Source organism: Trichocoleus sp. FACHB-262 (assembly GCF_014696035.1).
GTDB lineage: Bacteria > Cyanobacteriota > Cyanobacteriia > FACHB-46 > FACHB-46 > Trichocoleus.
Genome location: NZ_JACJPK010000086.1, coordinates 382,925 through 407,394, shown reverse-complemented (window position 1 = coordinate 407,394; position 24,470 = coordinate 382,925). Strand labels below are relative to the sequence as shown.

Below are 24,470 nucleotides of genomic sequence, written 5' to 3'. Positions count from 1 at the left end.
GGAGCAAACCCTTCAAGCATGATCAAACTGCGGTTGAAGCGATACGGCAAAAAGCGTGAAGTCAGTTACCGGATTGTGGCAATGCATAGCACCACTCGCCGGGATGGTCGTCCCCTGGAAGAGTTGGGCTTTTATAATCCCAGAACGGATGAAGTGCGTCTAAAAGTTGACGCGATCGTCAAGCGGCTCCAGGAAGGAGCTCAGCCTACCGAAACGGTACGCAGCATTCTTAGAAAGGCCAATGTCTTCGAACAGGTCAATGCCTGAGTCATCCAGTCGAGAGGGGTTGGGTCACTCAACTCCGCCTCGCTCTGCTAACCCCAACTATGTTGAATTGGTGCGGTTCCTAATTCAACCTTTTCTGGAGTCGCCGGAGTCCTTAAAAGTAGACTGTGAGCTATCTGCTAGCCGACCCAAAATTTGGATTCGGTTAGCTTTTGATAGCTCGGATAAAGGGCGTGTATTTGGTCGCGGTGGACGTAACATCCAGGCCATTCGGACTGTTTTAGAAGCTGCGGCTCAATCTTCGGGCCAAGCTATCTACTTAGATGTTTTTGGCGGTGACCCAGTAGGTAACCGAGACGAAGCAGCGGAGCCGGAGTCTAGCTCAAAGTCTCAGCCTCCTCGCTCTGCACCCCCCAAATCTGCTCCTAAACTACGGACTCAATAAGGTATAAATTAGGAACGTGAGCAGGGATTCCGCCTTCTCAAAGTGCGGTTGCAAAAACACAGCCCTATCCTAAAATCCAAAGCAAGGAGGTGAGCACAGCGAGTGGCAGAAGTGCGTCTAGGTGAAAATGAATCTATTGAATCAGCGTTAAGACGCTTCAAGAAGAAGATTCAGAAAGCAGGAATTTTATCTGAAGTTAAACGTCGCGAACGTTACGAGAAGCCTAGTCTTCGTCGTAAGCACAAGTCCGAAGCTTCCCGTAAGCGTCGCCCTTAAGTGCATGAGATGTAATTAAACCCCGATGTAGATAGCAAATCCACGCTTTTACAGTGGTTTCAAGGGGTAGCAAAATATTAAAGTGAGTAGACGCCTGCCAACCAAGATTGCATTCGGTTCAGGCGTCTTTTTATGATTCAAAAACGATTTTTTGTAATACTTTGGTTCACGATTAAGCAAGCTGGCGCAAAAACCTTTTTAGGAGCACCGATATTCGCATGGTAGAGGCTGCATCCATTCAGTTACCCACGGCTGAGAGTGCGATCGCCCTGGCTGGTTTACAAGAAGAAAATCTTAAAACCCTAGCTCGCCAAACTGGAGCCACGATTGTTCTCCGGGGACAGGAACTGTTGATCTCTGGAACTGCAACTCAAGTTGATTTGAGTTGTAAAGTGGTGCGATCGCTCGAAGACCTCTGGAGCAAAGGTAAAAGTATCTCTAGAGCCGACATTCTCACCGCTCGTCAAGCCTTGGACACCCATCGTCAAGATGAGTTCAATGAGATGCAGCATGACGTTTTAGCGCGAACTCGTCGCGGGGAAGATATTCGAGCTAAAACGTTTCGACAACGGCAATACATTCAAGCTGTTCGCACCCATGATCTGACATTTTGCATTGGCCCAGCGGGAACGGGTAAAACCTTTTTAGCGGCGGTGTTAGCGGTACAAGCGTTGCTGTCTAATCAGTGCGAACGCTTGATTTTGACTCGTCCAGCGGTGGAGGCGGGTGAAAAATTGGGGTTCTTGCCAGGAGACTTGCAGCAGAAGGTTAACCCCTATTTGCGCCCGCTTTACGATGCTTTGTATGAGTTCATTGACCCGGAGAAGATTCCGAATTTAATGGAGCGGGGGGTGATTGAAGTCGCCCCGATCGCCTATATGCGAGGCCGCACTCTCAGCAACGCTTTTGTGATTTTGGATGAAGCGCAGAACACAACTCCGGCTCAAATGAAAATGATTTTGACTCGGCTTGGGTTCAAATCGCGCATGGTAGTCACGGGCGATCTGACTCAGACGGACTTGCCGACTCAACAAACTTCGGGTTTGGCGGTGGCTCAGAAAATTCTGCAACATGTCGAAGGCATTGCTTTCTGCCACTTCTCTCAAGCCGATGTGGTGCGCCATCCTTTAGTCCAGCGAATTGTTGCTGCTTACGAACAGTACGAACAATAATTGATTGGTTCAACTTAGCCATTAGCGTAAGGAAGTTTAGGAGCCGATCGCAGTTGAAGCAATGGAGTTTTGATTGGCGCAATCTGCTTTGGTGTTGTCTCAGCATCTTGGTCATGCTGTGGCAACCGATCGCGCAAGCAGGACCTTTAGGCAATCGCATCGCAGCTTTTCCACAGTGGCAGGAACAACCCCCCGTTCAAGCGGCTAAGGGAGATTTGGTTTACCCGGGATGGTTGGCGGGCAACTGGGATGTGACTAGCACATTGGTAGATTTGGCGGCACCTTTAGCTCCAGAGGTAATCACCCCAGGTTTTGAGAGCAATCGTCAGTATTTGCAACAACCCGTGCAATTTCGGGTGCGATTTGCGCCAGCAGCAACATCCAATAAACCTAAGTCTTTGCTCCTGCCTACGCCCAGACCTAAAAATGGAGTTGGAGTGGTGGCCGATCGCGCCTTTAATGGCTTGAATATTGCTAAAGCTTATTTGGGCGATCGCGCTGTCTTAGCAGTCAAAGTGGACCCTCATTCTCCTAATCGTCAAATCACCTTGTTACGGGGCGATCGCCAATTGGTCTCGATTGTGACTGGACGAGCGACTGAAACTCCCCAGGCTGATCAATTTATTACGACTGAGGTGTTTCAACAGCAATTTCGCGGGGCACCGCAGCTTTACTTCAATCAAGTCGAGACAACTACCTGTTATCAAAAATCTGCTCAAAAATCTGCTGGTGAAGCCCCAGCGATCGTAGCTGACCAAATTACCGCTGTTTATCTCTCTCCCCAAGACCCTGATTACTTCAAGGCTGGAGGGTTAAGCAATACTCGTCCCGTTGCGTTATATCGTTATCGATTAGACTTCTTTCCGGCTAGCTCCGCCGCGAGTGTCATAGGCACTTCAACGGTAAAGACGGTGCGGTGATTAGCGCTCTCTACATAGACCTGACCTTGCAGATGCCTAGTTAGTTTTTGCACCAAAGCTAAACCTAAGCCAGTGCCACCTTGCTTCCAGGGGTCCGCACTAGGAACCCGATAAAACTTGTCGAAAATTCGTGACAGTTCATGAGCAGGAATTTCTGATCCCAGATTAATTACCTGAAACCGTATCCGCTCGGCTTGGGCTTGCACCTTCACGCAAATGCGATCGCCCGGTGGTGTGTACTTGCAAGCATTATTTAGGAGTTCGCCAAGAACGCGTTCCAAGCCTAATAAGTCAGAAACCAAAGGAGGCAGCTCAGGCGCGATCTCTACTTGTAAAGTTTGCTGTCTAGCTCGCATCCGGTCTTCAAAAGGCTTTACCAATTGCTCGACCCAGGTATATAAATCAATCGTGGTCAAAGTGAGCGGTTGAACTCCTACTTCTAAGCGCTGCAAGTCGAGCAAGTCATTGATTAAGCTGATTTCCCGTTCACACTCATCCTGCAAAATCCGTAGATAGCGCTCAGACTTTTGGGGCTGGTTGCTGGTGGGAACTTCTTGCTTCAGCGCCAACTCCAACATCCGAATCGACATTTTCATATTGGCGACTGGAGTTCGCAACTCGTGGGAGACCGTGCTGAGAAAGTCATCTTTGAGTTGGTTCAGTCTTTCTAGGGCTTCGACTTGCGCTTGAGCGGCTTGATACAGTCGAGCTTGGCGAAGCGCGATCGCCCCTTGATTGGCAATCTGCTGCACTAGGCGAATCTCTTGCTCCGTAAAGATGTACTCTGGCCGATGCCGCAACCATAAATCACCCAACACTCCTTGGTCATCTAGGACCGGACAAGCCAGCAGGGCCGCTTGGTCTTGGCGAGAGGAGGACATAATGGAGCAAAATTGCACGCATTGACCTTGCAGCAAAGGCTGATAAATTTCTGGAAAGGATTCTAGGTGCAGACGTCGGCCTTGGAAAGCAAAGGTTGAGGTGGTGTACTCATAGCAAACGTCTGCCGTCCCTTGCTCCAGGTCATAAAGCGCCGCGTTACAACTATCTGCCTGTAGCACAAGTGCCAGTTCTCGGACGGCAGTTTGCAGGATGTGGCCCTCATCTAAGCTATCCCGCACTTTATCGGTGATCCGTTTTAGTACCGCCTCAAAGTTGAGCGCTTGCTGCAACTGTTGCATCCGTTCTTGGACTTGGTGTTCCAAGTTGGAGTTGAGTTGCTGGACCTGTTGGTAGAGCTGGGATTGTTGGATGGCGATCGCTAACTGAGCCGCTAGCTGTTTTAGCAGATCAATTTCTACAGCTTTCCATTCATGCGCTGAAGCACAATGGTGAACAACCAATAAGCCCCACAGTTCCTCGCCTTGCAAAATTGGGATAACCAAGTCTGCTCGGATTTGAAACTGCGTAAGCAAATTCAGGCAATCTGGTTCTAGGGGAGTTGCATAAATATCTGACAGTGAGGATACTTGGCCGGCTCGGTATAGCTGCACCAAGGCTTCCTCCAAGGGGGGTACCACTGTGCCTTGAAGGGAAGTCCACTCTGGAGCGACCGACTCTACAACAACGACTCCACTCTGATCAGCCTGAAACTCATAAATGATTACTCGATCAGTTTGTAAGAACTGTCGCACCTCAGCAACTGCTGTGTTGAGGATCTCTTCTAGATTGAGAGACTGTCGCAATCGCTGAGCGATCGCCCCAATCAAGCGTTCTCGGTCGGTTTGCTGCTGCAAGGCCAGTTCTGTCTGCTTCCGCTCAGTCACATCCATGTTAGTGCCCAGCATCCGCACAACTTCGCCCTGATCGTTCAAGAGCAGCTTGCCTGCTCCTGCAATCCAGTGAATAGAACCATCGGGCCAGGTGACCCGGAACTCCTGAGCGTAATCTTTTTTGGTCTCCAGTGCCTTAGCTACCGCTTGGACAACTTGGTCGCGATCGCCAGGATGAACAGCTTCTAGAAAAGTTTCATAAGTTTTGCTAAAAGTGCCTGGAATCAAACCTAATAATTGTTCGGTTTTGCTGGACCAACTTACAGTTCCGGTGGGCAAATTCCAATCCCAAATTCCTGCTTGAGAAGCATCCAGTGCCAAGCGTAATTGCTCCTCACTTCGCTGTAGAGCAGCTTCTGACTGCTGACGTTCAGCTTCGGCACGCTGGCGATCGCTGATGTCGCGAACCAGTTTCGAGAAGCCACGCAGTTCTCCTGCTTCATCCCATAAAGCAGTCATTAGGAGATGAGACCAAAATCGAGAACCATCTTTGCGAACCCGCCACCCCTCTTCCTCAAAGCGCTCTTGGGCGATCGCTGCCGCTAGTACTCGTTCTGGCTTTCCTTGGGCCGCATCTTCTGGAGGGCAAAAACGGGAGAAGTGTTGGCCGATGATCTCTTCGGCCCGATACCCTTCGATCCGCTCAGCTCCCGCATTCCAACTCATCACATAGCCTTGAGCATCCAGCAGATAAATGGCGCAATCTTTAACGCCATCGACCAAAAGCCGATACTGCTCTTCGCTAGAGCGCAAAGCCTTTAGAGTGGCTTCACTGCCTCTGCGCGATCGGTGCAGAACTTCATTTACCCAACTCAAGCCAATCCCAGCTACGAGAAACAGCCCTAATAGAATCAGGTTTCTAAACCCCACGACGTCTGTACCATTTGACCGTAGCCAGAAGTAATGGATGATCCCGGCGCTCAGGCCAGTCGATAGCAAACCTGGCCGCAAACCGCCATACCAGGCACTAAAGAGTACAGCTAAGATAAATGGCAAGAACGGTGCTGCATTGCCCAACAACGGGTTGAGCAGTAATCGCACTACAGTTGCCGCTACAACCACTAATACGGCCACACCATATCGCAACCATCGGAAGTGCTTTAAAGCCCATCCGTCTTTATAGTTCATAGTCACTGATGAACCAGATAATCGGAACTGAATCGTTGGTGGAGGGGATACAACAATTGAGGAGACTCACTGAAATTACGATATAAACTGAGTGCTAAAGGAATAGATAGTCGCTGGCTTCAAGCAACCTCTAAGCCTTCTTTCTCAACTAACAAGCCGGATCAGCTCTAAACCAGAATTTTCTCTCGCGCCTGATTGATACTGGTAACCCATTTATTATGAGTTCAGTATGCCCACTTAGATGAGGCAGATACTAAGTTCTGACTGTATTTTAATGAAGCGTCGTCATTTCAACGGTATTCCACATATTGTTTTAGCTCTCGTGCCATTCGTCTCAAGCCCTGCTGCTCGTCAGCCCGAATAAACGGCCAAAATATGCGAGCCAGCCAGCCTGAAAAAGCTTCTCGATGAATATACTTAGTGCGCTCTCGATCAATTTCTTGAAGTTCAAACACATGCTCGTTTTGCAAGCCTGGAATCGCCGAAAACCACTTCAAACAAACTTCTGGTTGAATCAAAGTAACTAAAGGTTCAAATTCGGTTTCTTCTTCACCTGGAATTCGTCGTAGAGAAAGTAACACTTCCTGGCCTTGCTTGAAGGGGCGCGACGCATCACAGTCGTACAAAAACGTATTCCAGTACATCCACTGATCTTTTTGCACGAGCGCTTGCCACACTTTTGGTTTAGGGGCATCAATTTCAATTTCAGCGTAGAGGCTTGGCATAGCTGCAATTCAAATCTATCAGTGTGACTCAGTACAATCGTGGGTCTTTAATTTCTTTAAGCTAAAAATGACTACAAGACTTTTGCCTCTCTCCCACTCCATCTAACAACGTCTTTGAGCCAGCAGAGGAAACGACAGCATTATGGTGAATTTAACTCCTAATCCTAGTTTTAGCCTAACGATTCGTTTCCAACTGCCTAACCGGGCGGGCATGTTGGCTAGCGTCACCCAAGCGATCGCCGGGGCTGGAGGCAACCTGGGCCACATTGATTTAATCGAGCAGACCCGCCAGTTTTCTTTGCGCGATATTACCGTTGATGCGGCCAGCACTGAGCATGCGGAAACCATTGTTCAAGCAGTCAAAGATTTGCCAGACATCAAGTTTATCAACGTTTACGATCGCACCTTTAACTTGCACCGAGGCGGCAAAATTCGGGTAGAAAGCAAAATCTCGCTCAAAAACCAGGGAGATTTGGCGATGGCCTATACCCCAGGGGTAGGTCGTATTTGTCATGCGATCGCCCAAGACCCAGAGCAAGCTTATAACCTAACCATTAAGCAAAACACAATCGCCGTGGTGACAGATGGCAGTGCCATTTTAGGGTTGGGCAACCTTGGGCCTGAAGCGGCTTTACCTGTAATGGAAGGTAAGGCGATGCTGTTCAAAGAATTTGCTGGAATTGATGCCTTCCCGATCTGCTTAGCAACCCAAGATACGGATGCGATCGTTGAAACTGTGAAGAATATCGCGCCTGTGTTTGGCGGGATCAATCTAGAAGATATTTCGGCTCCTCGCTGCTTTGAGATTGAAGATCGCCTGCGGCGTGAACTCGATATTCCGGTTTTTCATGATGATCAGCATGGCACTGCGATTGTCACCCTGGCAGCCCTAACCAACGCTCTGAAGTTAGTCCACAAACCCCTAGACCAAGTGCGAATTGTGATTAATGGCGCAGGGGCGGCAGGAGTGGCGATCGCTCGTCTGTTATGTAAAGCCGGGGCGACCAGGATTTATATGTGCGACTCTAGAGGTTTGCTTTGCCTGGACCGCCTTGACTTGACAGCAGAGAAACGAGAATTTGCCGTTACCCAAAGTGGCACCCTAGCCAATGCCTTAGTTGAGGCAGATGTCTTTTTAGGCGTTAGTGCTCCTGGAGTTTTAACCCCTGAAATGGTGCGATCGATGGCAAGCGATCCGATTGTGTTTGCCATGGCAAACCCGATTCCAGAGATTCAACCCGAGCTAGTCGTGAATGATGTTGCGGTGATGGCGACGGGCCGCAGCGACTACCCCAACCAAATTAATAACGTCTTGGCCTTCCCCGGTATCTTTCGAGGTGCCCTAGATTGTCGAGCTGCCGCCTTAACCACCAGCATGTATCTAGAAGCCGCAGCAGCGATCGCCTCGTTGGTTAAGCCTTCTGACCTAGATCGAGAACATGTAATTCCGTCTGTCTTGGATGAGCGAGTCGCAACTTCTGTAGCGGCAGCAGTGCAACGGGCGGCTCGCCAAGATGGAGTTGCCCGCAGTTAAACCAGCTAAACAGCAAACAAAAAAAGGGGTGTAGCTTTACACCCCCGCCCTCTCTTGAGCGTTTTCTTTCAAGCCTGAGCCGTAGGTTTAGATCATGCCAGGGCCTTTACCACGACTGTCATGTTCCATTGACAGTTGACCGTCCTTGTCTTGATTGGCTTCGTTGATTTCTCCCGTACGCTCAGCTTTTAGCTGTGCTTCTTTTTCTCTTAAATCTCCTGGTTCATCCACATACATTTCTGGCTCAATCGCGTAGTTATTAATTAAGCCTTCTTTGTCGGAGGTGTAACCTTCAGTTGTTTTGATGCTGTTGCTATCGGTTTCATCATCATTTCTAGCCTGCTGCTGGCTAGCTTCAGTTGGGTGTTGCTTAAATGCACTACCTTCTCTTTCTTTACGGGCAGCTGTTTCGGCGGGCACAATGCCGCGATCGTAGGTATCTACTTCAGCACGACCTTGACTATCAACAGCGGGTGAATTTTTATCTGTTTTATTATCCATAAATCTATCCTCAAACAAGATTAAAAGTGTTGACTGATACAAGTTCAGCTTAATCGACGCAATCAGTCGAAAACTATTAACCCAAGGACAGAGAATAAATTATACCCTCGCTCTAAAGTGGTAAACAAATCGATAGAATTCCTCAACTTAGATGAAATCTTCAAGCTGAATTCAGGCATGTAACCCTGCTATAGTACGCGCTCTAAAGAACCTGCATCTAAAGATAGATTCGCTTGAATAAGATAAAAATAGAAGTCAGAAACTAGAGGTGAATCTATTTAGTATTAGTTTGAAAATTTTTATAGCTTTTATAGATTGAATAGAGCGATCGCCCTATTGATCGCTAGAAAGCTATTTTAATGCTTCCGATAGACTCAACCTCTCACCGCGATTGAAATAATAAAAGGGCTTCACGCTAAGTTCTATTGATGAGTAATTTTTCAAATGACCTTTAGTTTTCTAGACCTATTTTGGGTTTTTCTATTAGTTTCTTCGCTACAACCGATGTGGCAGCGTCGCCGCATTGAATCCTCTCGCCTACAAGCTTTGCGGGGGCTAGAGCAACAACATAACAGTCGAGTAATTCTCTTAATTCACCGTCAAGAATCAATCAATTTATTAGGGATTCCTTTATCTCGTTACATCACGATTGAGGATTCCGAGCAAATCCTACGAGCGATTCGCCTCACTCCACCCGATATGCCCATTGACCTTGTTTTGCATACTCCTGGTGGTCTGGTGCTGGCGACAGAACAAATTGCTAGAGCCTTGATTCGTCACCCTGCCAAAGTGACAGTTTTTGTGCCTCACTACGCCATGAGTGGCGGCACCATGCTAGCTTTAGCTGCGGATGAAATTGTCATGGATGCCAATGCAGTACTCGGTCCAGTAGATCCGCAGTTGGGTAACTTTCCAGCCGCTAGTGTCCTAAAGGTGGTCGAAGAAAAACCAATTAGTGACATTGATGATCAAACTTTGATCATGGCTGATTTGTCTCGCAAGGCGATTCAGCAAGTGCAAAAATTTGTCAGAACCCTGCTCAAAGACAATGTACCTCAGCAGAAAATTGCAGATGACAAAATTGAATTAATTATTGACACGTTAACCACTGGCAAAGTCACTCACGATTACCCAGTTACCGTGGAAGAAGCCACTGAGTTGGGTTTACCGATAACTGTAGGTTTATCCACCTCGATCTACAACTTGATGGAGCTTTATCCTCAACCTCAAGGCGGCAGACCTACCGTTCAATACATTCCTACACCTTATGAACGGCGGCCAGCTTTGCCAGAACCCAAGGGCAGACCCATTCCAGAAGGAGCCCGGATCTAGCCTCTCAAGTGTCTTTAAATCGATAAAAGCAGGGGTGGTTCAAAGATACCCCTGCTTTTTAAGGTGCTTTTTAATGGCCTTGAAATCAGAAACGCAAATCTAAGAATTCATCAGCATTGCTGCTGGCGCAGAGGAGTGAACATCCAATAAGACCAACTTGCGAACGGTTGGGTTTGGTTGATGTCCCTTGCGAGCTCCTAGCAACAATTTCCAAGCAGCAGGAGATGCCGTAGCGGGTAGCACCATCTGAAGACCACTCACAATTTTCTTTTGCTTCAAGGCGACTAAGCCCCAATGCAGGCAGAGATAATGACGGATATCTTGAATGGCTGGAATCGCTGAGCGGTATTTTTCATTCACCAACGCATGAATTCTTTCCTTCATCAGGATGTTTGTATTCATGCGGGTTTCTAGGGCAATCTTTTGGTCGTATCCACCTGGCCAAACAGTCCGATAGGTCAGACACTGATTGATGAAAATGGCATCGCCATATTTGGCAATTCTGATCCACGAATCAATATCGTCACAGCTCGTTAAGCTGGTATCCCAACCCCCAGATTCTAAAAATGCGTCTCTTCGGAAGGCAACTTGAATCGGAGTACCGAAGGGAACTTGCTCCAGCAACATCCCATAATGAACATCTTCTTGCGGAATGTAGAAGGCTTGCCCTGGCCCCACCTGTCGAGTTCGGCTTAGTTCAACTCCGTTGTCATCGACTTGGGCCGCTTGGCAAGAACAGATGGCAGCTTCGGGGCGCAGAGCGATCGCCTTGGCCATTTCCTCAATGCAGTTAGGTGCTAGATAGTCATCGTCATCCACGGGTTTAATCCAAGTACCCTTGGCAACTTTGACTCCAGTATTCACTGCTCCGGAATGGCCCAAGTTGGCAGAGTTGCGATGATAAACAACCTGGTTGCCTAAACTGCGAACATACGCTTCAGTACCGTCTGAGGAGCAATTATCGACAACGACAACCTCGCAAGACACCGTTTGGTCTAGGGCTGAAGCAATCGCTCGCTTCAACAGAGACAAGCGGTTGTAAGTTGTGATCACAATGCTGAATCTCATAGCGGCAACCTGAGGAATTTCAATCAGTACGAAAGGACAGGGTTGGACCTTAGCTTGAGCTGGGCTAAATTAGCGAGGCAGAATTTCGTAACACTGTCTTAACACATCTTCAGCTCACTCGTTCTAGAAGCAGCCCTTATGGCGCTGAAACCCTGTTAGCAGCAAGCAGTTATCTTCTAACCTTGCTTTAGCTACAAATACCTAAGTATCTATACGGGCTTTTCTGTCCCATCTTCATCCAAGTACCGAGAATCAGCCATAGCTGGCACCCAAAGTTCATCAAGTCTTTAAGATAAGCAAAGATAAGCAATCAGTGCTAATGAACTTGAGGTGGTGCCAGCAGGCGATCGCAACGAGGTCGTAACCAGCGCGTGCGAGGCATTCCAGGCTAGTGATCGCGTCCAAAGTATGCAGGGGTGAAGGTACCATGCAAGCCGTAGGGCACATGATGCTTCAGATGCAACCGCGCGACTGGTCCTTGGTTGAGGTCACGAGCATCCAGAATCACGACATCCGATCGCTCCCGCTTCGAGTCATAAACCAAGGTCAACACCCAACCGTCATCTTCTTCCCCGGTCATCTCAGCCTGCGGTAATCCTTGCTCGTTATAACCCGAGCGGGGCACAAACACGGGTTCACCGACATAGCCTTGGGGCGCTGCACTCCAAAGTTGGCGATCGCTCGATTCCAGATCCACTTTCAGGATCGCTTGCAAAGGTGCATTCCCAGTTGCTGCATGGGCTGCACCTAAATAGGCATAACGGTAGGGACGGCCTACTTTGGATGGATGCACAAAGGGAAACTCGCAACAACGGCTCTCTATAAGTTGCCGCTCAACTTGCTTGCCTGCGAGATCTAGGTGGAACCGCCACAGATGACCCGGCGCTAAGCTGGCAAAATCGACTTCTCGGAAATCCGAGCCAGGTTCTACTTCTGGAAAAGCTTCGTAGCAAACCGAATCAATGTAGATCGACCCATCTTGCTCAAAGGCATTGGCATGGTGGAAGACAAATCCCGATTTGGTTTCTAAGATCTGCATCGACTCTGAAGCGCGTCGAGGAATTACCAAGATTCGGGTCGGTTGCTCTGGTTGGAAAGTGATGCACTCAGCGGCTCCGCGTAAACCCAAGGCAAAGGGCAAGGGATTAAAGTGCACCGGATTTTGGAAAAACACACAATAGTTTGGTGTAATCGCAAAATCGTGAATGAAGGCGAATCCAGGCACTGAGTGGACCGATTGCCGCACAACTTTACCGTCTGGATTCAGCTCATAGACCGTAATGTTGGTCGATAGCCCAGGTTTAATCGCGAAGTTGACTAAACAGGGAGCGCCATTATCTTGAGCACAGCCCGGATCAATCCACGGGTGAGCAGCAAACGCTGACCCCGGAGACAAGACGCCATCCAAATATTCTCTGCCTAAAGTCTCTAGCGTCTGCGGATCAAGCCGATGTGGTTCGGCTGCTTCCCATAGTGCCAACAGCTTGCCACCCCAGTAAATCACTTGCGTGTTGGCAATATTTTTGAGGTTGAAGTCAAAAGCATTCGCTAGTGGTCCCCCTGGCTTTTGGGTGCCAAATACGCCGCGATGGAGGATCTTGCCAGCTTTTTGTTCTTTCTGGAAACCTTCGGTACGAACAAAGCGATTGCGAAAATGGGCTTGACCGTCTTTAAAGGCGATCGCGCAAATCATGCCATCGCCATCAAAAGGGTGGTGCAATGACTGACCATTGACGTCAAGCAATCCTGGGCCGTTACGGAACAAAGTACCTTGGAGCTCGGGAGGAATTTCGCCCTCCACCTCATCAATGCGGTAGTCGTACTCCTTAAGCAAGGAACGATAGCCTTTTTGCCAATCCTGAGGATTGTAAGGATCAATTGGGACAGTTGTGGCGCGCTCTTGGAGCTGAAAACTCTGCATAGTCCGTAATCAGCGAAGTTTAATTAAAACGAGTTCAAAACTTGCAAACCAAATGATTAATCAATGGTTTCTTCCACAGGCTCCCGCATCGACTGCGGTACCCATTCCGACATCAAATCTGGCAAAAATGGCTGACCTAATTGCTTGGTAGTCAATAGGTCTCGCTCCATAGCGGGTGTGGCTTGCAAACTGGCAGTCCCAGACTCTGTCTTCGGGTCAGCTCCTGGCAGCCAACCTAAAAATGGCAGTGGCAACAAAGTACTGAGATTGGTAATTAGCACCAGCAACCAGAGAGAGCTGAAATTGGTTTCAGTAATCCCTAACCAGTGCATCAACACGGCTCCCAGCTCGTAGGACACCAGCCCTGCTAGATTTGTAATTGACATTAGCAAGGCAAACAGAGTCGCTTCTACCCCCGCAGGACAGAGACGCGCCGCTAACACTAAGACGGGCATGTAGGCAATCTGGCCCATCACCGTCAGAATCAAGCTGTCGCCCAAGCTAAACCAATGGTCATCAATTCCTAAAGCTCGGTTGGCGTGGGTTACGAGCAGCAGCATACTCATGCCCAACACAGCCGAGAGCAATGTCGTCCAGCCGAAAAAGGCGCGAAACGGTACTTCTTTGAAAAAACGCTGAAATAGCCAGATCCCCACCAAAGACGCCAAACTCGTGACCAACCGCACCCGCCCCAAGAACTCGGGTTGAAATCCTAGCTCATTGGTTGTGAAGTAGAAAAAAGCAGAATCAGCCGTGGGGGTGGCTTGCCAAAGAAAGAGAAAAGCTGTGGGTAACCAAATTGCCTTCTGCGTCACTGCTTGGCGCAACTGACCTAATTGATGACTCACCACTGACCAGTTGGGCCTAGCACTGACGCGGGACTCAGCGATCAGGCCAGCTACGGCTGAGACAATGAGAGGAAAGGAAGCGGTAATAGCGAAGATGGTATGAGCATCAAAGCGCTGTAGCAAGGAGCCACTAAAGTAAGCAGTCAACAGCCCCCCTAGCGCCGAAGAGCCCCAACATAAAGATTGCAGCGAGCCCGCAGTACTCACCGACTCCTCGCGGGCCCGTTCTACCACCAGCGAGTCCACAATCACGTCGCTAACCGCTACAGACAACGAACCAAGAGCGATCGCGAGCGTGGCAGCCCAAGCCGTATGCACCACCGTCGCCAGAGCAATCCAGGAGCTTGCTCCTAGCACACCCGACAAAATTAGGTAAGGGCGGCGACGATAGCCAAAAATCGGCAACCCATCGGAAACAAAGCCAAAGACAGGCTTAATCATCCAAGGCAGCGCCGCAATTCCCATCAAGGCTGATACTTGCGCTGGACCAATCCCTAACTCATCTTTGAGAAAGAAGCTAATGGCTAAGCGAGCCAAGCCGAGAATGCCTTGCACAAAGTAAACCAACAAAATCGCTGTTAACTCTGCGCTTGGCTCCTGCCCAAAGAAAACTTTTTCTGTGAAAGATGACTTGATTTTGGACCAACCAGATTCAGAAACAATCATTGATAATTGTTCATAAATATCAATGCCTACCATGATAGCCGTCTGTTCTCTAGGCTGTCCTTAAATCCGCCTTGCGACCCATAAAGCTCTAGTCAGCCTAGGGCCACATCTCCTCATTGCAGTATGTTTGAACAGGAGTAAGCCGGGAGTTAGGAGCAATGGGGGCCTCTTTGGGTGCTACGCCCAATCGTCGTTATGCAATTTTAGGTACAGGAGCATTAGGGGGCTTTTATGGAGCCCGGCTTCAGCAAGCAGGCATAGAAGTCCATTTCCTGCTCAGAAGTGACTACGAACAGGTGCAGCAGCAAGGATTAGTGATCGAGTCACCCGAGGGGAATTTCACACTGCCTCAGGTCTATGCTTACCGTCGAGTCGAGGAGATGCCTCGCTGCGATGTAGTGGTGGTCGCGCTCAAAAGTACCCACAATTACTTGTTGCCAACCCTAATTCCGCCGTTGCTCAAAGAAGATGGTGTCGTCTTAGTGCTGCAAAATGGCTTGGGCTTAGAAGCAGAAGTGGCTCAAATCGTAGGTGCGAAGCGCGTCATGGGTGGGCTGTGCTTTATTTGTTCCAACAAAGTCGCTCCTGGCCACATTCGCCACTTGGACTACGGAGCTATCACCCTAGGTGAGTACGCAGCGGATTATCAAGCAGGTGGTGTCACAGAGCGCATGTCTCAGATCGCCCAAGACTTTACCCAGGCAGGCATCTCGATCCACTTGGCGGCAGATCTGCTTCTAGCCCGCTGGCGCAAGCTGGTTTGGAATATTCCCTTCAACGGCTTATCTGTTGTACTCAACGCCACAACTGATGCGCTGATGGCCGATCGCTACACTTATGCTTTGGCAGAGCAATTGATGCGAGAAGTTGCCTTAGGAGCAAAAGTGCAAAGTCGCGCGATCGCTGATGATTTCATTCAAAAAATGCTGGATGACACGGTGAAGATGAAGCCCTACCGCACCAGCATGAAAATTGACTACGACGAAGGCAGACCTCTGGAAGTCGAGGCAATTTTTGGCAGCCCACTCCGAGCTGCCCAAGCCGCAGGAGTTCAACTCCCGCAAATTGCCATGCTCTACCAGCAATTGAAGTTTTTGAGCGATCAGAATTACAAAACGCCTTTGGAACTGGGAATAGTGTGAGCCCGACGGGGATCGGTTTCTGTGGCGATCCGCAAGGCACGAGCGAAAGCTTTGAAAGTAGCCTCAATAATATGGTGTGAGTTAATGCCATCTAACTGACGGATGTGCAGCGTCATCTGGCTGTGATTCACCACTGCCACAAAAAATTCTCGTACCAGTTGCGTGTCGTAAGTGCCGACTCGTTCGGTGGGGATTTGCAGGCCATAGCTAATGTGAGGCCGACCAGATAAATCTAGAGCTACCTGGATTAGAGCTTCGTCCAAGGGCGCGAGGAAATTGCCAAACCGGACAATGCCTTTGCGATCGCCTAACGCTTTAGCCAGAGCTTGACCCAGGGTAATGCCTACATCTTCGTTGGTGTGATGGTCATCAATTTCCAAGTCACCCGTCGCTCGCACCTCTAGGTCAAACAGCCCATGCGAAGCAATCTGATGCAACATGTGGTCGAGAAATGGAATACCTGTGGCGGCTACACAGCGACCCTGTCCATCCAAATTAATGGTGACATGCACATCTGTCTCACCCGTTTTGCGACTGACTGAGGCCACTCGTCCTGAAAATACGGGTTCTAATGATGCTCCGTTGGCCTGCTCGAAGGCTGTGCGGTGCTCTTGGGAAGACGCTTCATGAATGCTAGTCTGCATAGGCCCTACTCAATACTGGGAAGTAAAAACTGGGAAGTAGAAACAGGAAGTAAGAAACTTTGAGCCTGCACAGGCAGGCCAAACGACTGTAGTCACTGAATGGCAACCACTACATCCCCATGATCTCATAGCCAGAATCGACATAGAGGATTTGCCCTGTCATACCGCTGGACAAATCACTGCATAGGAACGCTGCCGTATTGCCAACTTCTAGTTGAGTCACAGTGCGGCGCAGGGGGGCCACTTCCTCCACATGATGAATCATGTCCAGAATTCCTCCAACCGCAGAGGAGGCGAGAGTTCTAATCGGGCCAGCAGAAATGCCATTGACTCGAATATTGTGGGGGCCCAGTTCTGCCGCCAAGTATTTAACGCTCATTTCCAAGCCCGCTTTGGCAATGCCCATAACGTTATAGTTGGGCACCACGCGCACCCCGCCCAAATAAGTCAAAGTGACAATGCTGCCGCCTTCTGTCATCAGGGGTTTAGCGGCACCACTGAGCTGAATCAACGAATAAGTGCTGATGTCTAAGGCTGTGGTAAATCCTGGCCGCGAGGTGTTGCTAAAGTGGCCAGATAAGTCATCTTTGTTGGCAAAGGCCAGACAGTGAACCAAGATATCTAGCTTGCCCCACTTCTCCTTCACAGTCTCAAAGGTGGACTGAATCTGCGCATCATCTTGCACATTGCAAGGCACAAACAAGCTGGGTTGTAGCGGTTCAACCAGTTCTGCTACTTTTTTTTCCATCTTGCCCCGCTCATCGGGCAGATAGGTAATCCCTAGGTTGGCACCCGCTTTATGGAGTTGTTGGGCAATTCCCCAAGCAATCGAGCGATTGTTAGCAATGCCTGTGACTAAGGCATTTTTTCCGGTCAGATCCAGCATGGCAATCTCTTCGTTAAGGGCAATTACGAGAATACTCAAAGATGGGGGCTTAAAGATATTGACATCGACTGTCGCTTGTAGGGTGATACGCTGCCTTGAGTCCTATCACAAGATATCTGTCTTTAGGGGGAGTAAGATAGGGTCTAAATAGGCCGCTGACAGCCAAGCTCCGTTCGTTTGTGGTCCTCGAAACAGCAGTTAAATTCTTCAGCCATTGGCGATCGCTGGCAGATTGTGTATCAAATAGAACAAAAAATGACTCTGGAGTAAGTTTAAGTGTTCTAAAGTCATCAATTGCTTACAGTTGGCTCACCTTCGTAAGGTTCATCTCCAGACGAGCGGCCCATGAAGGTTGGAGAAGGGCATCGAAAAGGTAAAAGGATATGGTAATGACGCAGGATAGGCCGTTAGCATCTGTGTTTCGTCAACTGGGAGGCGGAGCATTTCCTCCCGTGATCGAAACGTTTGATCGAGGCAAGACGATTTTCTTCCCCGGTGATCCAGCGGAGCGTGTCTACTTTTTGGTCCGAGGTGCGGTCAAACTGTCTCGCGTTTATGAAGCGGGCGAAGAAATCACCGTAGCCTTGCTGCGAGAAAATAGTGTCTTTGGGGTTCTCTCGCTGATTACGGGCAATCGTTCCGATCGCTTTTATCACGCAGTTGCTTTTACTCCGGCGGAATTGCTGTCGGTGCCCATTGAGCAAGTGGAAAAAGCCCTCAAGGATAACCCAGAGCTGTCGATGCTGATGTTGCAAGGGTTGTCTTCGCGCATCTTGCAAACGGAGATGATGATCGAAACCTTGGCCCACCGGGATATGGGATCACGCTTGGTCAGCTTCTTGCTCATCCTCTGTCGTGACTTTGGTGTTCCTGGCCCTGACGGGATCACGATTGACTTGAAATTGTCGCATCAGGCGATCGCAGAGGCGATTGGTTCCACACGGGTCACAGTCACGCGCCTACTGGGGGATCTGCGGCAGGAGAAGATGATTTCCATCCATAAGAAAAAAATTACGGTTCATAATCCCGTCGCCCTCAGTCAACAGTTCAGTTGATCTGCTATGGTTAACCTCTAGTAATAACAAGCGCTTACAGCGACTTGAATACAGCTCTCTGGCCGAGGAAGGTGCTTCATGGCACTCCTGCGAGGAAACAAAGAGAGCCGTGATGCTCTCCTGACGCTGAGGCAAGGCAGCAACTTTTGCTATCTGGGTCTGCTTGTTGTCGTCCTACAGGTGTGATGGCACACAAAACTTCCAGGGCATGAGATAGGCTGTATCTGAGTTGGGTGTGAGCCAAATGGCTTCCTGAGGGTAGATGACCAGCGGGTACATCTTAATTGTGGCAATCTTGGTGTTGGGGGGTGTGATCGCAACGGTGGGCGATCGCATCGGCACGCGCGTAGGCAAGGCTCGCCTCAGCTTGTTTAACTTGCGTCCCCGCAAAACCGCGGTCTTGGTGACGATTGTCACGGGTGGCATCATTTCTGCTTCTACACTCGCCATTTTGTTTGCTGTGAGTGATCAACTCCGGACTGGCGTTTTTGAATTGGGCAAAATTCAGAAAAACCTCTCTAGGGCGCGAGAAGACTTAGCAAAGACGAGATTTCAAAAAAACCAAGTTGAGCAAGAGCTGACCCAAGCCCGCGCTGAGCAAGTTTCGGCCCAACAACGGCTAGATCGGATTAATTTGTTTCTTAAGGCCGCGATCGCTAAGCAAGCGACGACAGAAACACAGCTAAATCGTACCCAAACCCAGCTAGGCCGAGTCGAGGCCGAAAGAGCCCGCACCGAAGCTCAACTCGACCAAACTCAGAGCCAACTGAGCCGCGCGGAAGCAGAAAAGGATCGGATTGAAGATGCCAAAGACCGCACCGAAGCAGAACTAAACCGAACTCAAACGCAACTAAGCACTGTTTCTCAGCAAGCAACGGGACTCCGCTCCGAGATCGACCGACTGGATAACGAGCGCCAAAACTTGATTAAAGAAACTAAAGATTTAGAGGTTCAACAAGCCAATCTAGAGAAAGCTGTCCAAACCTTGCAGCGGTACTACCAGTACTATCAAGCGCAATATGAAACCCTACGCCAAGGCAACGTCGCTCTCTTCCGAGGACAAGTGTTGTCAGCAGGCGTCGTGCGGATCGTTTCTCCCACAGGCGCTCAGCAAGCAGTAGACCAGTTACTGCGAGAAGCAAATCGTAACGCTATCAAGTTGACCCGTCCTGGTGCTGGTCAAGTCAGCGAACAGATTATTCAAATCACCAGACCGGAAGTAGAACAACTGGTTGACCAAATTGAAGATGGTCGCGATTACGTGATTAGAATTCTCTCAGCGGGTAACTATGTCCTAGGAGAAAAGAGCGTTCAGGTGGTGGCGAGCGCTACGTTCAACCAAGTGGCATTTCTGTCTGGTGATGTCATTGCTGCCGCTTCAGTTGATCCATCTATCCTAACTGAAGCCGACATTCAAAAGCGGATCGAACTGCTGCTAGCCGCCACGGAGTTTCGAGCCAGAGGTGCGGGGGTACTCACGGAAGGAGTACAGATCGCTGCAAATGGTCCCAGCGTCACGGCAATTTTGAGCTTTGCCGAGCAGTTGAAGCAGTATCGCCAGCCGCTCGATTTAAAGGTTGTAACCACGGGTGTGATCTACACAGCAGGCCCGCTGAAGGTGGAGTTGTTAGCGATTCAGAATGGCCAAGTGGTGCTGAGTACTAGTCGGGACATTCCTCAACCCAATCGTCCTCAACCCAACAGCAGTCCATCTCCTCAACCCAACAATGCCACTCCTAATCCAAACAATCCAAACAACAGCGTGACTCAAGAGGACGCTAATTTTGAGTTTCAACATTCAGACCCTTACCCTGGAAAAGCTCCCAATTCCAAGCCGTCAGATGTCTCTCCCAGCCCCTTCGTCAGTCCTGACGATTTGTAACGGTAGGTCGTTACAATAAAGCAGAGTAACGCTGACAAGTTGAACTGTTTCCCCGCTCTGCTGGCAAATGATTAGAATTTCATGGTCTTAAATCCTCCCCCCAATCCTGATCAGCCGATCATCTTAGGCTTCGATCCTGGTCGCCACAAATGTGGTTTAGCTGCGATGGGAGTAGACCGGACGCTACATTACCACCAAGTTATTGCAGCGGATGAGGTGGTAGCTACGATTCAACAGCTCCAAAAACAGCTACCCATCTCGATCGTAGTAATGGGGGATCAAACGACTGCGAAAACTTGGAAACAAAAGCTAAGTGATGATTTACCCGATCCGCTCCGGGTCGTCTTGGTAGACGAGCGTTACAGCAGCTTAGAAGCTCGCGATCGCTACTGGAAGATGTACCCCCCTAAAGGCTTGTATCGTTTGATCCCTCAAGGGATGCGAACCCCACCGCGATCGCTCGATGATATTGTGGCGATTCTATTGATTGAGCGTTACTTAGAACGCCTAGTCGCATCTGCTTAAACTTAAGCTTAGAGCTGGGCGCGAATCGTGAACGAGTAGTCACCACCCGGTTCTAGTTGATAGTCACATTTCTCTAAAAAGCGCCCTAGGGGTTCTTGGATCAAAGCTCTACCGAGAGAAGGCTGCACTAATAAGCTGCCTTGCTTAAAACACCACTGAAACTGCCACTCAAATTGATTGGCTCTGACTTCCCCCTCAATTTTGCCCTGATTCCACGACTGATGCGTGATCCGGACATGAGCAATGGTTTCAGGTAGACGGTTAGCACTCACAGTCTCTACTTATCTCACTACAGGCTTACTAGCCAACTGGGCCTCCGCTTCCAGCACCCACAATACCAAACCTTTCGCTACCTGAGTAAAGACAACCGCATTACCTTTGGTAAGCAAACGTCCAGCCGCCTTTTGAGCTGTTTCCAGTGAGGGAAAAAACCGAACATAACTATAAAAGCACCCTTGATAACAAATGGCGCTCATCGGATTAGGCATGTCAGGCAGCTGAATATGGCACCGTTTCACCAGCCTTTGATCTAAAATCGCTAGTGATGTAGCAGCGCTCTCAGCCATGAAGAGAGGATCGGAACTATCCAGCATAAAGGCTTCTCCTGCAATGGTGGCAAAACCAAAGACCTGATTTGATCTGCCTTTGGTACGAATTGAACTAACCCCCATCTGAGGCTAGTTCGACTTAGTGGGGCCATCCAGTAAATGCCAATGTACCGGAGTTCAGTTCATTCAGCCAACAGTTAAAACACAGATTCAGCGCCTAATACAGAAGTTGTTCAAACTTTGGTACTTACAACAGAACGACCGTTGTAGAGGCTCATGGCTTTTTCAAAGCCTTGCTTGAGACTTAGTTCTACAGCGTCTACGGTCATCTCTAAAACTTGAGTGATGACTTGTGCCTCGTTAGGCGCAAATCGACCTAAGACGTGAGACACGGCATCTTGAGTAGCTGTATTTTCGTCCTTGGGACTACCAATGCCAATTCGCAAACGAGGAAAATTCTGGGTACCTAAGTGAGCGATCGCTGACTTCATCCCATTTTGTCCACCTGCTGATCCAGACAGACGCAACCGGATTTTACCCACAGGCAAATCCATATCGTCATAGATCACCAGCACTGACTCTGGGGGCAGCTTATACCAATCCAACACAGCTCGAATCGACTGTCCCGAAAGATTCATGTAAGTCAGCGGCTTGAGCAAGCGAATTTTATTACCTTGCAAACCTGGCCCTTCGCCAATTACACCTTGGAACTTACGATTTTCCGATAGCGAAATGCGCCAGGTGCGAGCTAAGGCATCAATAGCAGCAAAACCAATATTATGGCGGGTTTGCTCATACTTAGCGCCCGGATTTCCTAACCCCACAATTAATTGCGGCACCACCAGTTTGGGTGTCGAAGCAGGCTCTGTCATTGGCTTTCAATTACTAATCTACAGGCAGTAAATCTTGACGCTAACAATTCAGGCTATCTCTTTACTTCGTCTGGAGAAACTGCTACCACGACCTCATCCGTCTCTGCTTGAGCGGTAGTTTCGGTAACAGCAGGAGAGAGCACAGGCTGAGACGGAGGTTCCAGCTTGGCCTCCATTGGCTCAGTGACAATTTGCTCTAGTCGTTCGGCTTCTCGCTTAAATTCATTTTCAAACTCCTTAGAGGCGTCTTGAAAACCGCGAATCGCCTTTCCTAAACTCCGACCGATTTCTGGCAGCTTCTTTGGCCCAAAAATTAGCAAAGCCAAAACCATAATCAGCGCCATCTCCGGTAGGCCGATGCCAAAAATATTCACGCAAGTTCCTCCTAGTCAAATCCCGGACGGCTCAGTTTCTCTCTGGAGCATTGCTCAGTTTGGCCTTCTTTCTAGTATAAAGCCAACAAAAAACCCGGTCGAAGCCGGGAACATCTAGATACTGAACTTTAAGCTCTAGGCATTCAATAGCCCTAGCCGCCTAAGCTTCTCCAGTCCACATCGACGTTTTCAATCAACAGCGAGGAGTTATAAACCTGCAAGATGATCAACAAGAAGACAAAAAATAGCAGCATAAAAACGCCCATCAATGGCGTGGTACCCCAGCCGGGCGCGACCTTACCATATTCGGAATTCAAAGGTTTGAGAACATCTCCCAACCAAGTGCGTTGAGCCATGGGTCACCTGTATGTGGATCTCGACAGAACTTTTTAATGCTTCGTAATATTATAGAGGGAGAGTCCTCATAATCGATCGAACCTATGGAACCCGCAACAGTTCTTAGCATTTCCGTTTGTGCCATTGTTATTGCCATTACAGGGCTTTCAATCTATACCTCTTTTGGTCCGCCCTCAAAGGAATTGAGCGATCCCTTTGAAGATCACGAAGACTAGAGTTTGTCGGAGGAGTCAGATAGGTGCTGAGTTCTCACTTAGGCCGAGTTGGAACCAACTAGCCTGCCCTTGCAGGCTTATTTTTCAAGTTTTCTAAGATTCATTTACATGACTACTTAATTTTTACTCATAGCTTTGAGTGCGCTTCATATTGGCAAGCGTTTGACACTTACAGACTTCCTGTATTGCCCCACTGGCGATCGCGCTCTAAGTTATAAGTACAGAGAGGATCGCAATCTCAGGGGCCAAAAATTAGGGTTTTCAGTATAAATACTAGCGATTTGACAAACACTTAATGATCAAGCCTGAGGATGGTACTGAGTTCTAGGCTTCATCCAACGCGTTACGCTCTGAGTATAAGTTATGCTCCGGGTATAAATAGTGCTACTACTAACCAAGGCGCTAGATGCTAATGGGTGATCTTGTGAGAGATGATCAAGGAACTCTGACAGCAACCGAGTGGAATGAGGGGATTCAAACCATTGGAGATAACCCTCAACAGCTAGTTGCAAACAATTTACTCAGGCAAGGAGTTGAGCAGCTCCAGGTCAATCAGCCTGGTATAGCTTTGCAATTTTGCCACGAAGCTTTGACCCTCTACCAAGATTTGAAAGATCTAAGAGGGATCGGGCAAGCCCTAGGTAGCCTTAGCAATATTCATTACGACTTGGGCGAATACGGCAAAACGGTTGAGTATGCTCAGCAAAGGTTAGCGATCGCCCGTCAACTTCAAGACTGCCGCGCCGAAGGCCAAGCACTAGGCCATCTCGGTAATGCTTACCGCCACGTGAAAGATCACCCTAAAGCGATCGAATATTCTCAGCAAAGCTTACGAGTGGCTCAGGGAATTCAAGACCGTCGCGCCGAAGTGGCAGCTCTCAACAATTTAGGCTTGGCTTACAAGGCTTTAGGAGATTGCAGTAAAGCCATTGAATACCAGCAGCAAAGCTTGCAAATCGCACGAGACCTCCAAGATGGACAAATTGAGGGCCAAGTGTTGCGCAACTTGGGCAATGCTTACTACGCGCTTGGTGACTACAAACAAGCCATTGTCTACTACGAACAGCGCTTAGCGATCGCTCAAACCACGCAAGACCGGAAGGCTGAGGGACAAGTTTTAAGGAATCTTGGGAGTGCCTACTCTGCCTTAGAGAACTACCCTAAGGCGATCGAGTATCTGCAAAAGCGGCTGGCGCTCGTTCAAGCAGCCAAAGACCATCGGGGTGCAGAACAAGCGCTAGGTAGTTTGGGGGTTGCCCACGAATCCCTCGGCAACTATGCCAAAGCGGTGGAATATTATGAGCAACGCTTAGCGATCGCCAGACAACTCTGCGACTCTAAGGCAGAACGTCAAGCCCTTGGCAGCTTAAAAATCGCCTGCTATGCCTTGGGAGATTACGCGAAAGCGGTGGAGTATTCCATTAATTAGCGCTCAGA

At 49.1% G+C, this 24,470-nt stretch carries 26 protein-coding genes; 13 read left to right on the top strand and 13 right to left on the bottom strand.

The genetic code is table 11. The annotated features are described in order from the left end of the window. Nucleotides 1-18: 18 nt before the first annotated feature. The 5 genes from rpsP (at nucleotide 19) to H6F68_RS19370 (ending at nucleotide 3,038) form a co-directional block, all read left to right on the top strand. On the top strand, nucleotides 19-267 hold the full coding sequence (gene rpsP, locus H6F68_RS19390; protein ID WP_190433947.1) for a 30S ribosomal protein S16: 249 nt from the start codon (nucleotides 19-21) through the stop codon (nucleotides 265-267). Beyond that, nucleotides 260-670, top strand: a complete 411-nt coding sequence (locus H6F68_RS19385) for a KH domain-containing protein (RefSeq protein ID WP_242065569.1) — start codon at nucleotides 260-262, stop codon at nucleotides 668-670. The genes rpsP and H6F68_RS19385 overlap by 8 nt, the downstream gene beginning before the upstream one ends. A 102-nt stretch (nucleotides 671-772) precedes the next feature. After that, a complete protein-coding gene (rpsU, locus tag H6F68_RS19380) occupies nucleotides 773-946 on the top strand; it encodes a 30S ribosomal protein S21 (RefSeq protein WP_190433951.1) in 174 nt (57 codons plus the stop codon). 218 nt (nucleotides 947-1,164) lie between these two features. After that, on the top strand, nucleotides 1,165-2,118 hold the full coding sequence (locus H6F68_RS19375; protein ID WP_190433953.1) for a PhoH family protein: 954 nt from the start codon (nucleotides 1,165-1,167) through the stop codon (nucleotides 2,116-2,118). 53 nt (nucleotides 2,119-2,171) lie between these two features. Continuing rightward, nucleotides 2,172-3,038 (top strand): DUF6816 family protein, encoded by an 867-nt coding sequence (locus H6F68_RS19370; protein WP_242065568.1) that lies wholly within the window; start codon nucleotides 2,172-2,174, stop codon nucleotides 3,036-3,038. Here the strand turns inward: H6F68_RS19370 and H6F68_RS19365 are convergent. After that, nucleotides 2,963-5,938 (bottom strand): PAS domain S-box protein, encoded by a 2,976-nt coding sequence (locus tag H6F68_RS19365; protein WP_190561466.1) that lies wholly within the window; start codon nucleotides 5,936-5,938, stop codon nucleotides 2,963-2,965. The genes H6F68_RS19370 and H6F68_RS19365 overlap by 76 nt on opposite strands. A 290-nt stretch (nucleotides 5,939-6,228) precedes the next feature. Continuing rightward, the gene (locus H6F68_RS19360) at nucleotides 6,229-6,663 is read right to left on the bottom strand and encodes an SRPBCC domain-containing protein (RefSeq protein WP_190561464.1); all 435 of its coding nucleotides are present in this window, start codon (nucleotides 6,661-6,663) and stop codon (nucleotides 6,229-6,231) included. Nucleotides 6,664-6,805: 142 nt separating this feature from the next. Between H6F68_RS19360 and H6F68_RS19355 the strand changes: the two genes are divergently transcribed. Further along, nucleotides 6,806-8,197: a malic enzyme-like NAD(P)-binding protein gene (locus H6F68_RS19355; RefSeq protein WP_190561462.1), complete on the top strand. Its 1,392-nt coding sequence runs from the start codon at nucleotides 6,806-6,808 to the stop codon at nucleotides 8,195-8,197. 87 nt (nucleotides 8,198-8,284) lie between these two features. On the opposite strand, the gene H6F68_RS19350 is transcribed toward H6F68_RS19355, so the two are convergent. Beyond that, entirely contained in the window at nucleotides 8,285-8,698 is a 414-nt protein-coding gene (locus H6F68_RS19350) for a hypothetical protein (protein ID WP_190433961.1), read from the bottom strand. 444 nt (nucleotides 8,699-9,142) lie between these two features. Between H6F68_RS19350 and H6F68_RS19345 the strand changes: the two genes are divergently transcribed. After that, complete coding sequence (locus H6F68_RS19345) at nucleotides 9,143-10,030, top strand: SDH family Clp fold serine proteinase (protein ID WP_190561460.1); 888 nt, start codon at nucleotides 9,143-9,145, stop codon at nucleotides 10,028-10,030. 99 nt (nucleotides 10,031-10,129) lie between these two features. Here the strand turns inward: H6F68_RS19345 and H6F68_RS19340 are convergent, their stop codons facing one another. The 3 genes from H6F68_RS19340 to H6F68_RS19330 form a co-directional block, all read right to left on the bottom strand. Beyond that, nucleotides 10,130-11,098 (bottom strand): glycosyltransferase family 2 protein, encoded by a 969-nt coding sequence (locus H6F68_RS19340; RefSeq protein ID WP_190561458.1) that lies wholly within the window; start codon nucleotides 11,096-11,098, stop codon nucleotides 10,130-10,132. Nucleotides 11,099-11,486: 388 nt separating this feature from the next. Continuing rightward, nucleotides 11,487-13,019 carry a carotenoid oxygenase family protein gene (locus H6F68_RS19335; protein ID WP_190561457.1) on the bottom strand — a complete coding sequence of 511 codons (1,533 nt, stop codon included), beginning with the start codon at nucleotides 13,017-13,019 and terminating at the stop codon, nucleotides 11,487-11,489. Nucleotides 13,020-13,075: 56 nt separating this feature from the next. Next, the gene (locus H6F68_RS19330; RefSeq protein ID WP_190561455.1) at nucleotides 13,076-14,533 is read right to left on the bottom strand and encodes a folate/biopterin family MFS transporter; all 1,458 of its coding nucleotides are present in this window, start codon (nucleotides 14,531-14,533) and stop codon (nucleotides 13,076-13,078) included. A 158-nt stretch (nucleotides 14,534-14,691) separates the two neighbouring features. On the opposite strand from H6F68_RS19330, the gene H6F68_RS19325 reads away from it, so the two are divergent. Next, on the top strand, nucleotides 14,692-15,675 hold the full coding sequence (locus H6F68_RS19325) for a putative 2-dehydropantoate 2-reductase (protein ID WP_190561453.1): 984 nt from the start codon (nucleotides 14,692-14,694) through the stop codon (nucleotides 15,673-15,675). Here H6F68_RS19325 and hisB read toward each other — a convergent pair. Both hisB and fabI read right to left on the bottom strand, forming a co-directional pair. Continuing rightward, nucleotides 15,642-16,319, bottom strand: a complete 678-nt coding sequence (gene hisB, locus H6F68_RS19320) for an imidazoleglycerol-phosphate dehydratase HisB (protein WP_190561451.1) — start codon at nucleotides 16,317-16,319, stop codon at nucleotides 15,642-15,644. The two genes, H6F68_RS19325 and hisB, sit on opposite strands and share 34 nt — an antisense overlap. 109 nt (nucleotides 16,320-16,428) lie before the next feature. After that, nucleotides 16,429-17,205 (bottom strand): enoyl-ACP reductase FabI, encoded by a 777-nt coding sequence (gene fabI, locus H6F68_RS19315; protein WP_190554736.1) that lies wholly within the window; start codon nucleotides 17,203-17,205, stop codon nucleotides 16,429-16,431. A 383-nt stretch (nucleotides 17,206-17,588) separates the two neighbouring features. Here fabI and ntcA point away from each other — a divergent pair, with 383 nt between their 5' ends. From ntcA to H6F68_RS19300, 3 genes are all read left to right on the top strand, one after another. Further along, nucleotides 17,589-18,260, top strand: a complete 672-nt coding sequence (gene ntcA, locus H6F68_RS19310) for a global nitrogen regulator NtcA (protein WP_190433969.1) — start codon at nucleotides 17,589-17,591, stop codon at nucleotides 18,258-18,260. 262 nt (nucleotides 18,261-18,522) lie between these two features. After that, entirely contained in the window at nucleotides 18,523-20,142 is a 1,620-nt protein-coding gene (locus tag H6F68_RS19305) for a DUF3084 domain-containing protein (RefSeq protein WP_190561449.1), read from the top strand. Between the two features lie 81 nt (nucleotides 20,143-20,223). Further along, nucleotides 20,224-20,667, top strand: a complete 444-nt coding sequence (locus H6F68_RS19300) for a pre-16S rRNA-processing nuclease YqgF (protein ID WP_190433971.1) — start codon at nucleotides 20,224-20,226, stop codon at nucleotides 20,665-20,667. Nucleotides 20,668-20,675: 8 nt separating this feature from the next. On the opposite strand, the gene H6F68_RS19295 is transcribed toward H6F68_RS19300, so the two are convergent. From H6F68_RS19295 to psbH, 5 genes are all read right to left on the bottom strand, one after another. Then, complete coding sequence (locus H6F68_RS19295) at nucleotides 20,676-20,939, bottom strand: DUF3146 family protein (RefSeq protein ID WP_190433972.1); 264 nt, start codon at nucleotides 20,937-20,939, stop codon at nucleotides 20,676-20,678. Nucleotides 20,940-20,948: 9 nt separating this feature from the next. Beyond that, a complete protein-coding gene (locus H6F68_RS19290; protein ID WP_190561447.1) occupies nucleotides 20,949-21,338 on the bottom strand; it encodes a hypothetical protein in 390 nt (129 codons plus the stop codon). Between the two features lie 110 nt (nucleotides 21,339-21,448). Next, nucleotides 21,449-22,087, bottom strand: coding sequence for an aminoacyl-tRNA hydrolase (gene pth / locus H6F68_RS19285; RefSeq protein WP_190561445.1), 639 nt, complete (start codon nucleotides 22,085-22,087; stop codon nucleotides 21,449-21,451). Nucleotides 22,088-22,140: 53 nt separating this feature from the next. After that, complete coding sequence (locus H6F68_RS19280; RefSeq protein ID WP_190561443.1) at nucleotides 22,141-22,461, bottom strand: TatA/E family twin arginine-targeting protein translocase; 321 nt, start codon at nucleotides 22,459-22,461, stop codon at nucleotides 22,141-22,143. 152 nt (nucleotides 22,462-22,613) lie between these two features. Next, nucleotides 22,614-22,817: a photosystem II reaction center phosphoprotein PsbH gene (gene psbH / locus H6F68_RS19275; RefSeq protein WP_190433979.1), complete on the bottom strand. Its 204-nt coding sequence runs from the start codon at nucleotides 22,815-22,817 to the stop codon at nucleotides 22,614-22,616. 84 nt (nucleotides 22,818-22,901) lie between these two features. On the opposite strand from psbH, the gene psbN reads away from it, so the two are divergent. Together psbN and H6F68_RS19265 are read left to right on the top strand one after the other, a co-directional pair. After that, nucleotides 22,902-23,033, top strand: coding sequence for a photosystem II reaction center protein PsbN (gene psbN, locus H6F68_RS19270; protein WP_190433980.1), 132 nt, complete (start codon nucleotides 22,902-22,904; stop codon nucleotides 23,031-23,033). Between the two features lie 412 nt (nucleotides 23,034-23,445). Continuing rightward, nucleotides 23,446-24,462, top strand: coding sequence for a tetratricopeptide repeat protein (locus H6F68_RS19265; RefSeq protein WP_190561441.1), 1,017 nt, complete (start codon nucleotides 23,446-23,448; stop codon nucleotides 24,460-24,462). The last annotated feature ends 8 nt before the right edge of the window (nucleotides 24,463-24,470 follow it).

Bases quoted from the DNA above. Each gene is read 5' to 3' on its own strand.
- H6F68_RS19350 (WP_190433961.1), bottom strand. From the start codon at position 8,698: ATGGATAATAAAACAGATAAAAATTCACCCGCTGTTGATAGTCAAGGT.
- H6F68_RS19265 (WP_190561441.1), top strand. From the start codon at position 23,446: ATGGGTGATCTTGTGAGAGATGATCAAGGAACTCTGACAGCAACCGAG.
- H6F68_RS19335 (WP_190561457.1), bottom strand. From the start codon at position 13,019: ATGCAGAGTTTTCAGCTCCAAGAGCGCGCCACAACTGTCCCAATTGAT.
- H6F68_RS19340 (WP_190561458.1), bottom strand. From the start codon at position 11,098: ATGAGATTCAGCATTGTGATCACAACTTACAACCGCTTGTCTCTGTTG.
- H6F68_RS19290 (WP_190561447.1), bottom strand. From the start codon at position 21,338: ATGGGGGTTAGTTCAATTCGTACCAAAGGCAGATCAAATCAGGTCTTT.
- fabI (WP_190554736.1), bottom strand. From the start codon at position 17,205: ATGCTGGATCTGACCGGAAAAAATGCCTTAGTCACAGGCATTGCTAAC.
- rpsP (WP_190433947.1), top strand. From the start codon at position 19: ATGATCAAACTGCGGTTGAAGCGATACGGCAAAAAGCGTGAAGTCAGT.
- psbN (WP_190433980.1), top strand. From the start codon at position 22,902: ATGGAACCCGCAACAGTTCTTAGCATTTCCGTTTGTGCCATTGTTATT.
- H6F68_RS19385 (WP_242065569.1), top strand. From the start codon at position 260: ATGCCTGAGTCATCCAGTCGAGAGGGGTTGGGTCACTCAACTCCGCCT.
- H6F68_RS19300 (WP_190433971.1), top strand. From the start codon at position 20,224: ATGGTCTTAAATCCTCCCCCCAATCCTGATCAGCCGATCATCTTAGGC.
- psbH (WP_190433979.1), bottom strand. From the start codon at position 22,817: ATGGCTCAACGCACTTGGTTGGGAGATGTTCTCAAACCTTTGAATTCC.
- H6F68_RS19345 (WP_190561460.1), top strand. From the start codon at position 9,143: ATGACCTTTAGTTTTCTAGACCTATTTTGGGTTTTTCTATTAGTTTCT.
- H6F68_RS19325 (WP_190561453.1), top strand. From the start codon at position 14,692: ATGGGGGCCTCTTTGGGTGCTACGCCCAATCGTCGTTATGCAATTTTA.
- H6F68_RS19355 (WP_190561462.1), top strand. From the start codon at position 6,806: ATGGTGAATTTAACTCCTAATCCTAGTTTTAGCCTAACGATTCGTTTC.
- H6F68_RS19305 (WP_190561449.1), top strand. From the start codon at position 18,523: ATGACCAGCGGGTACATCTTAATTGTGGCAATCTTGGTGTTGGGGGGT.
- pth (WP_190561445.1), bottom strand. From the start codon at position 22,087: ATGACAGAGCCTGCTTCGACACCCAAACTGGTGGTGCCGCAATTAATT.
- H6F68_RS19360 (WP_190561464.1), bottom strand. From the start codon at position 6,663: ATGCCAAGCCTCTACGCTGAAATTGAAATTGATGCCCCTAAACCAAAA.
- H6F68_RS19375 (WP_190433953.1), top strand. From the start codon at position 1,165: ATGGTAGAGGCTGCATCCATTCAGTTACCCACGGCTGAGAGTGCGATC.
- hisB (WP_190561451.1), bottom strand. From the start codon at position 16,319: ATGCAGACTAGCATTCATGAAGCGTCTTCCCAAGAGCACCGCACAGCC.
- ntcA (WP_190433969.1), top strand. From the start codon at position 17,589: ATGGTAATGACGCAGGATAGGCCGTTAGCATCTGTGTTTCGTCAACTG.
- H6F68_RS19365 (WP_190561466.1), bottom strand. From the start codon at position 5,938: ATGAACTATAAAGACGGATGGGCTTTAAAGCACTTCCGATGGTTGCGA.
- H6F68_RS19330 (WP_190561455.1), bottom strand. From the start codon at position 14,533: ATGATTGTTTCTGAATCTGGTTGGTCCAAAATCAAGTCATCTTTCACA.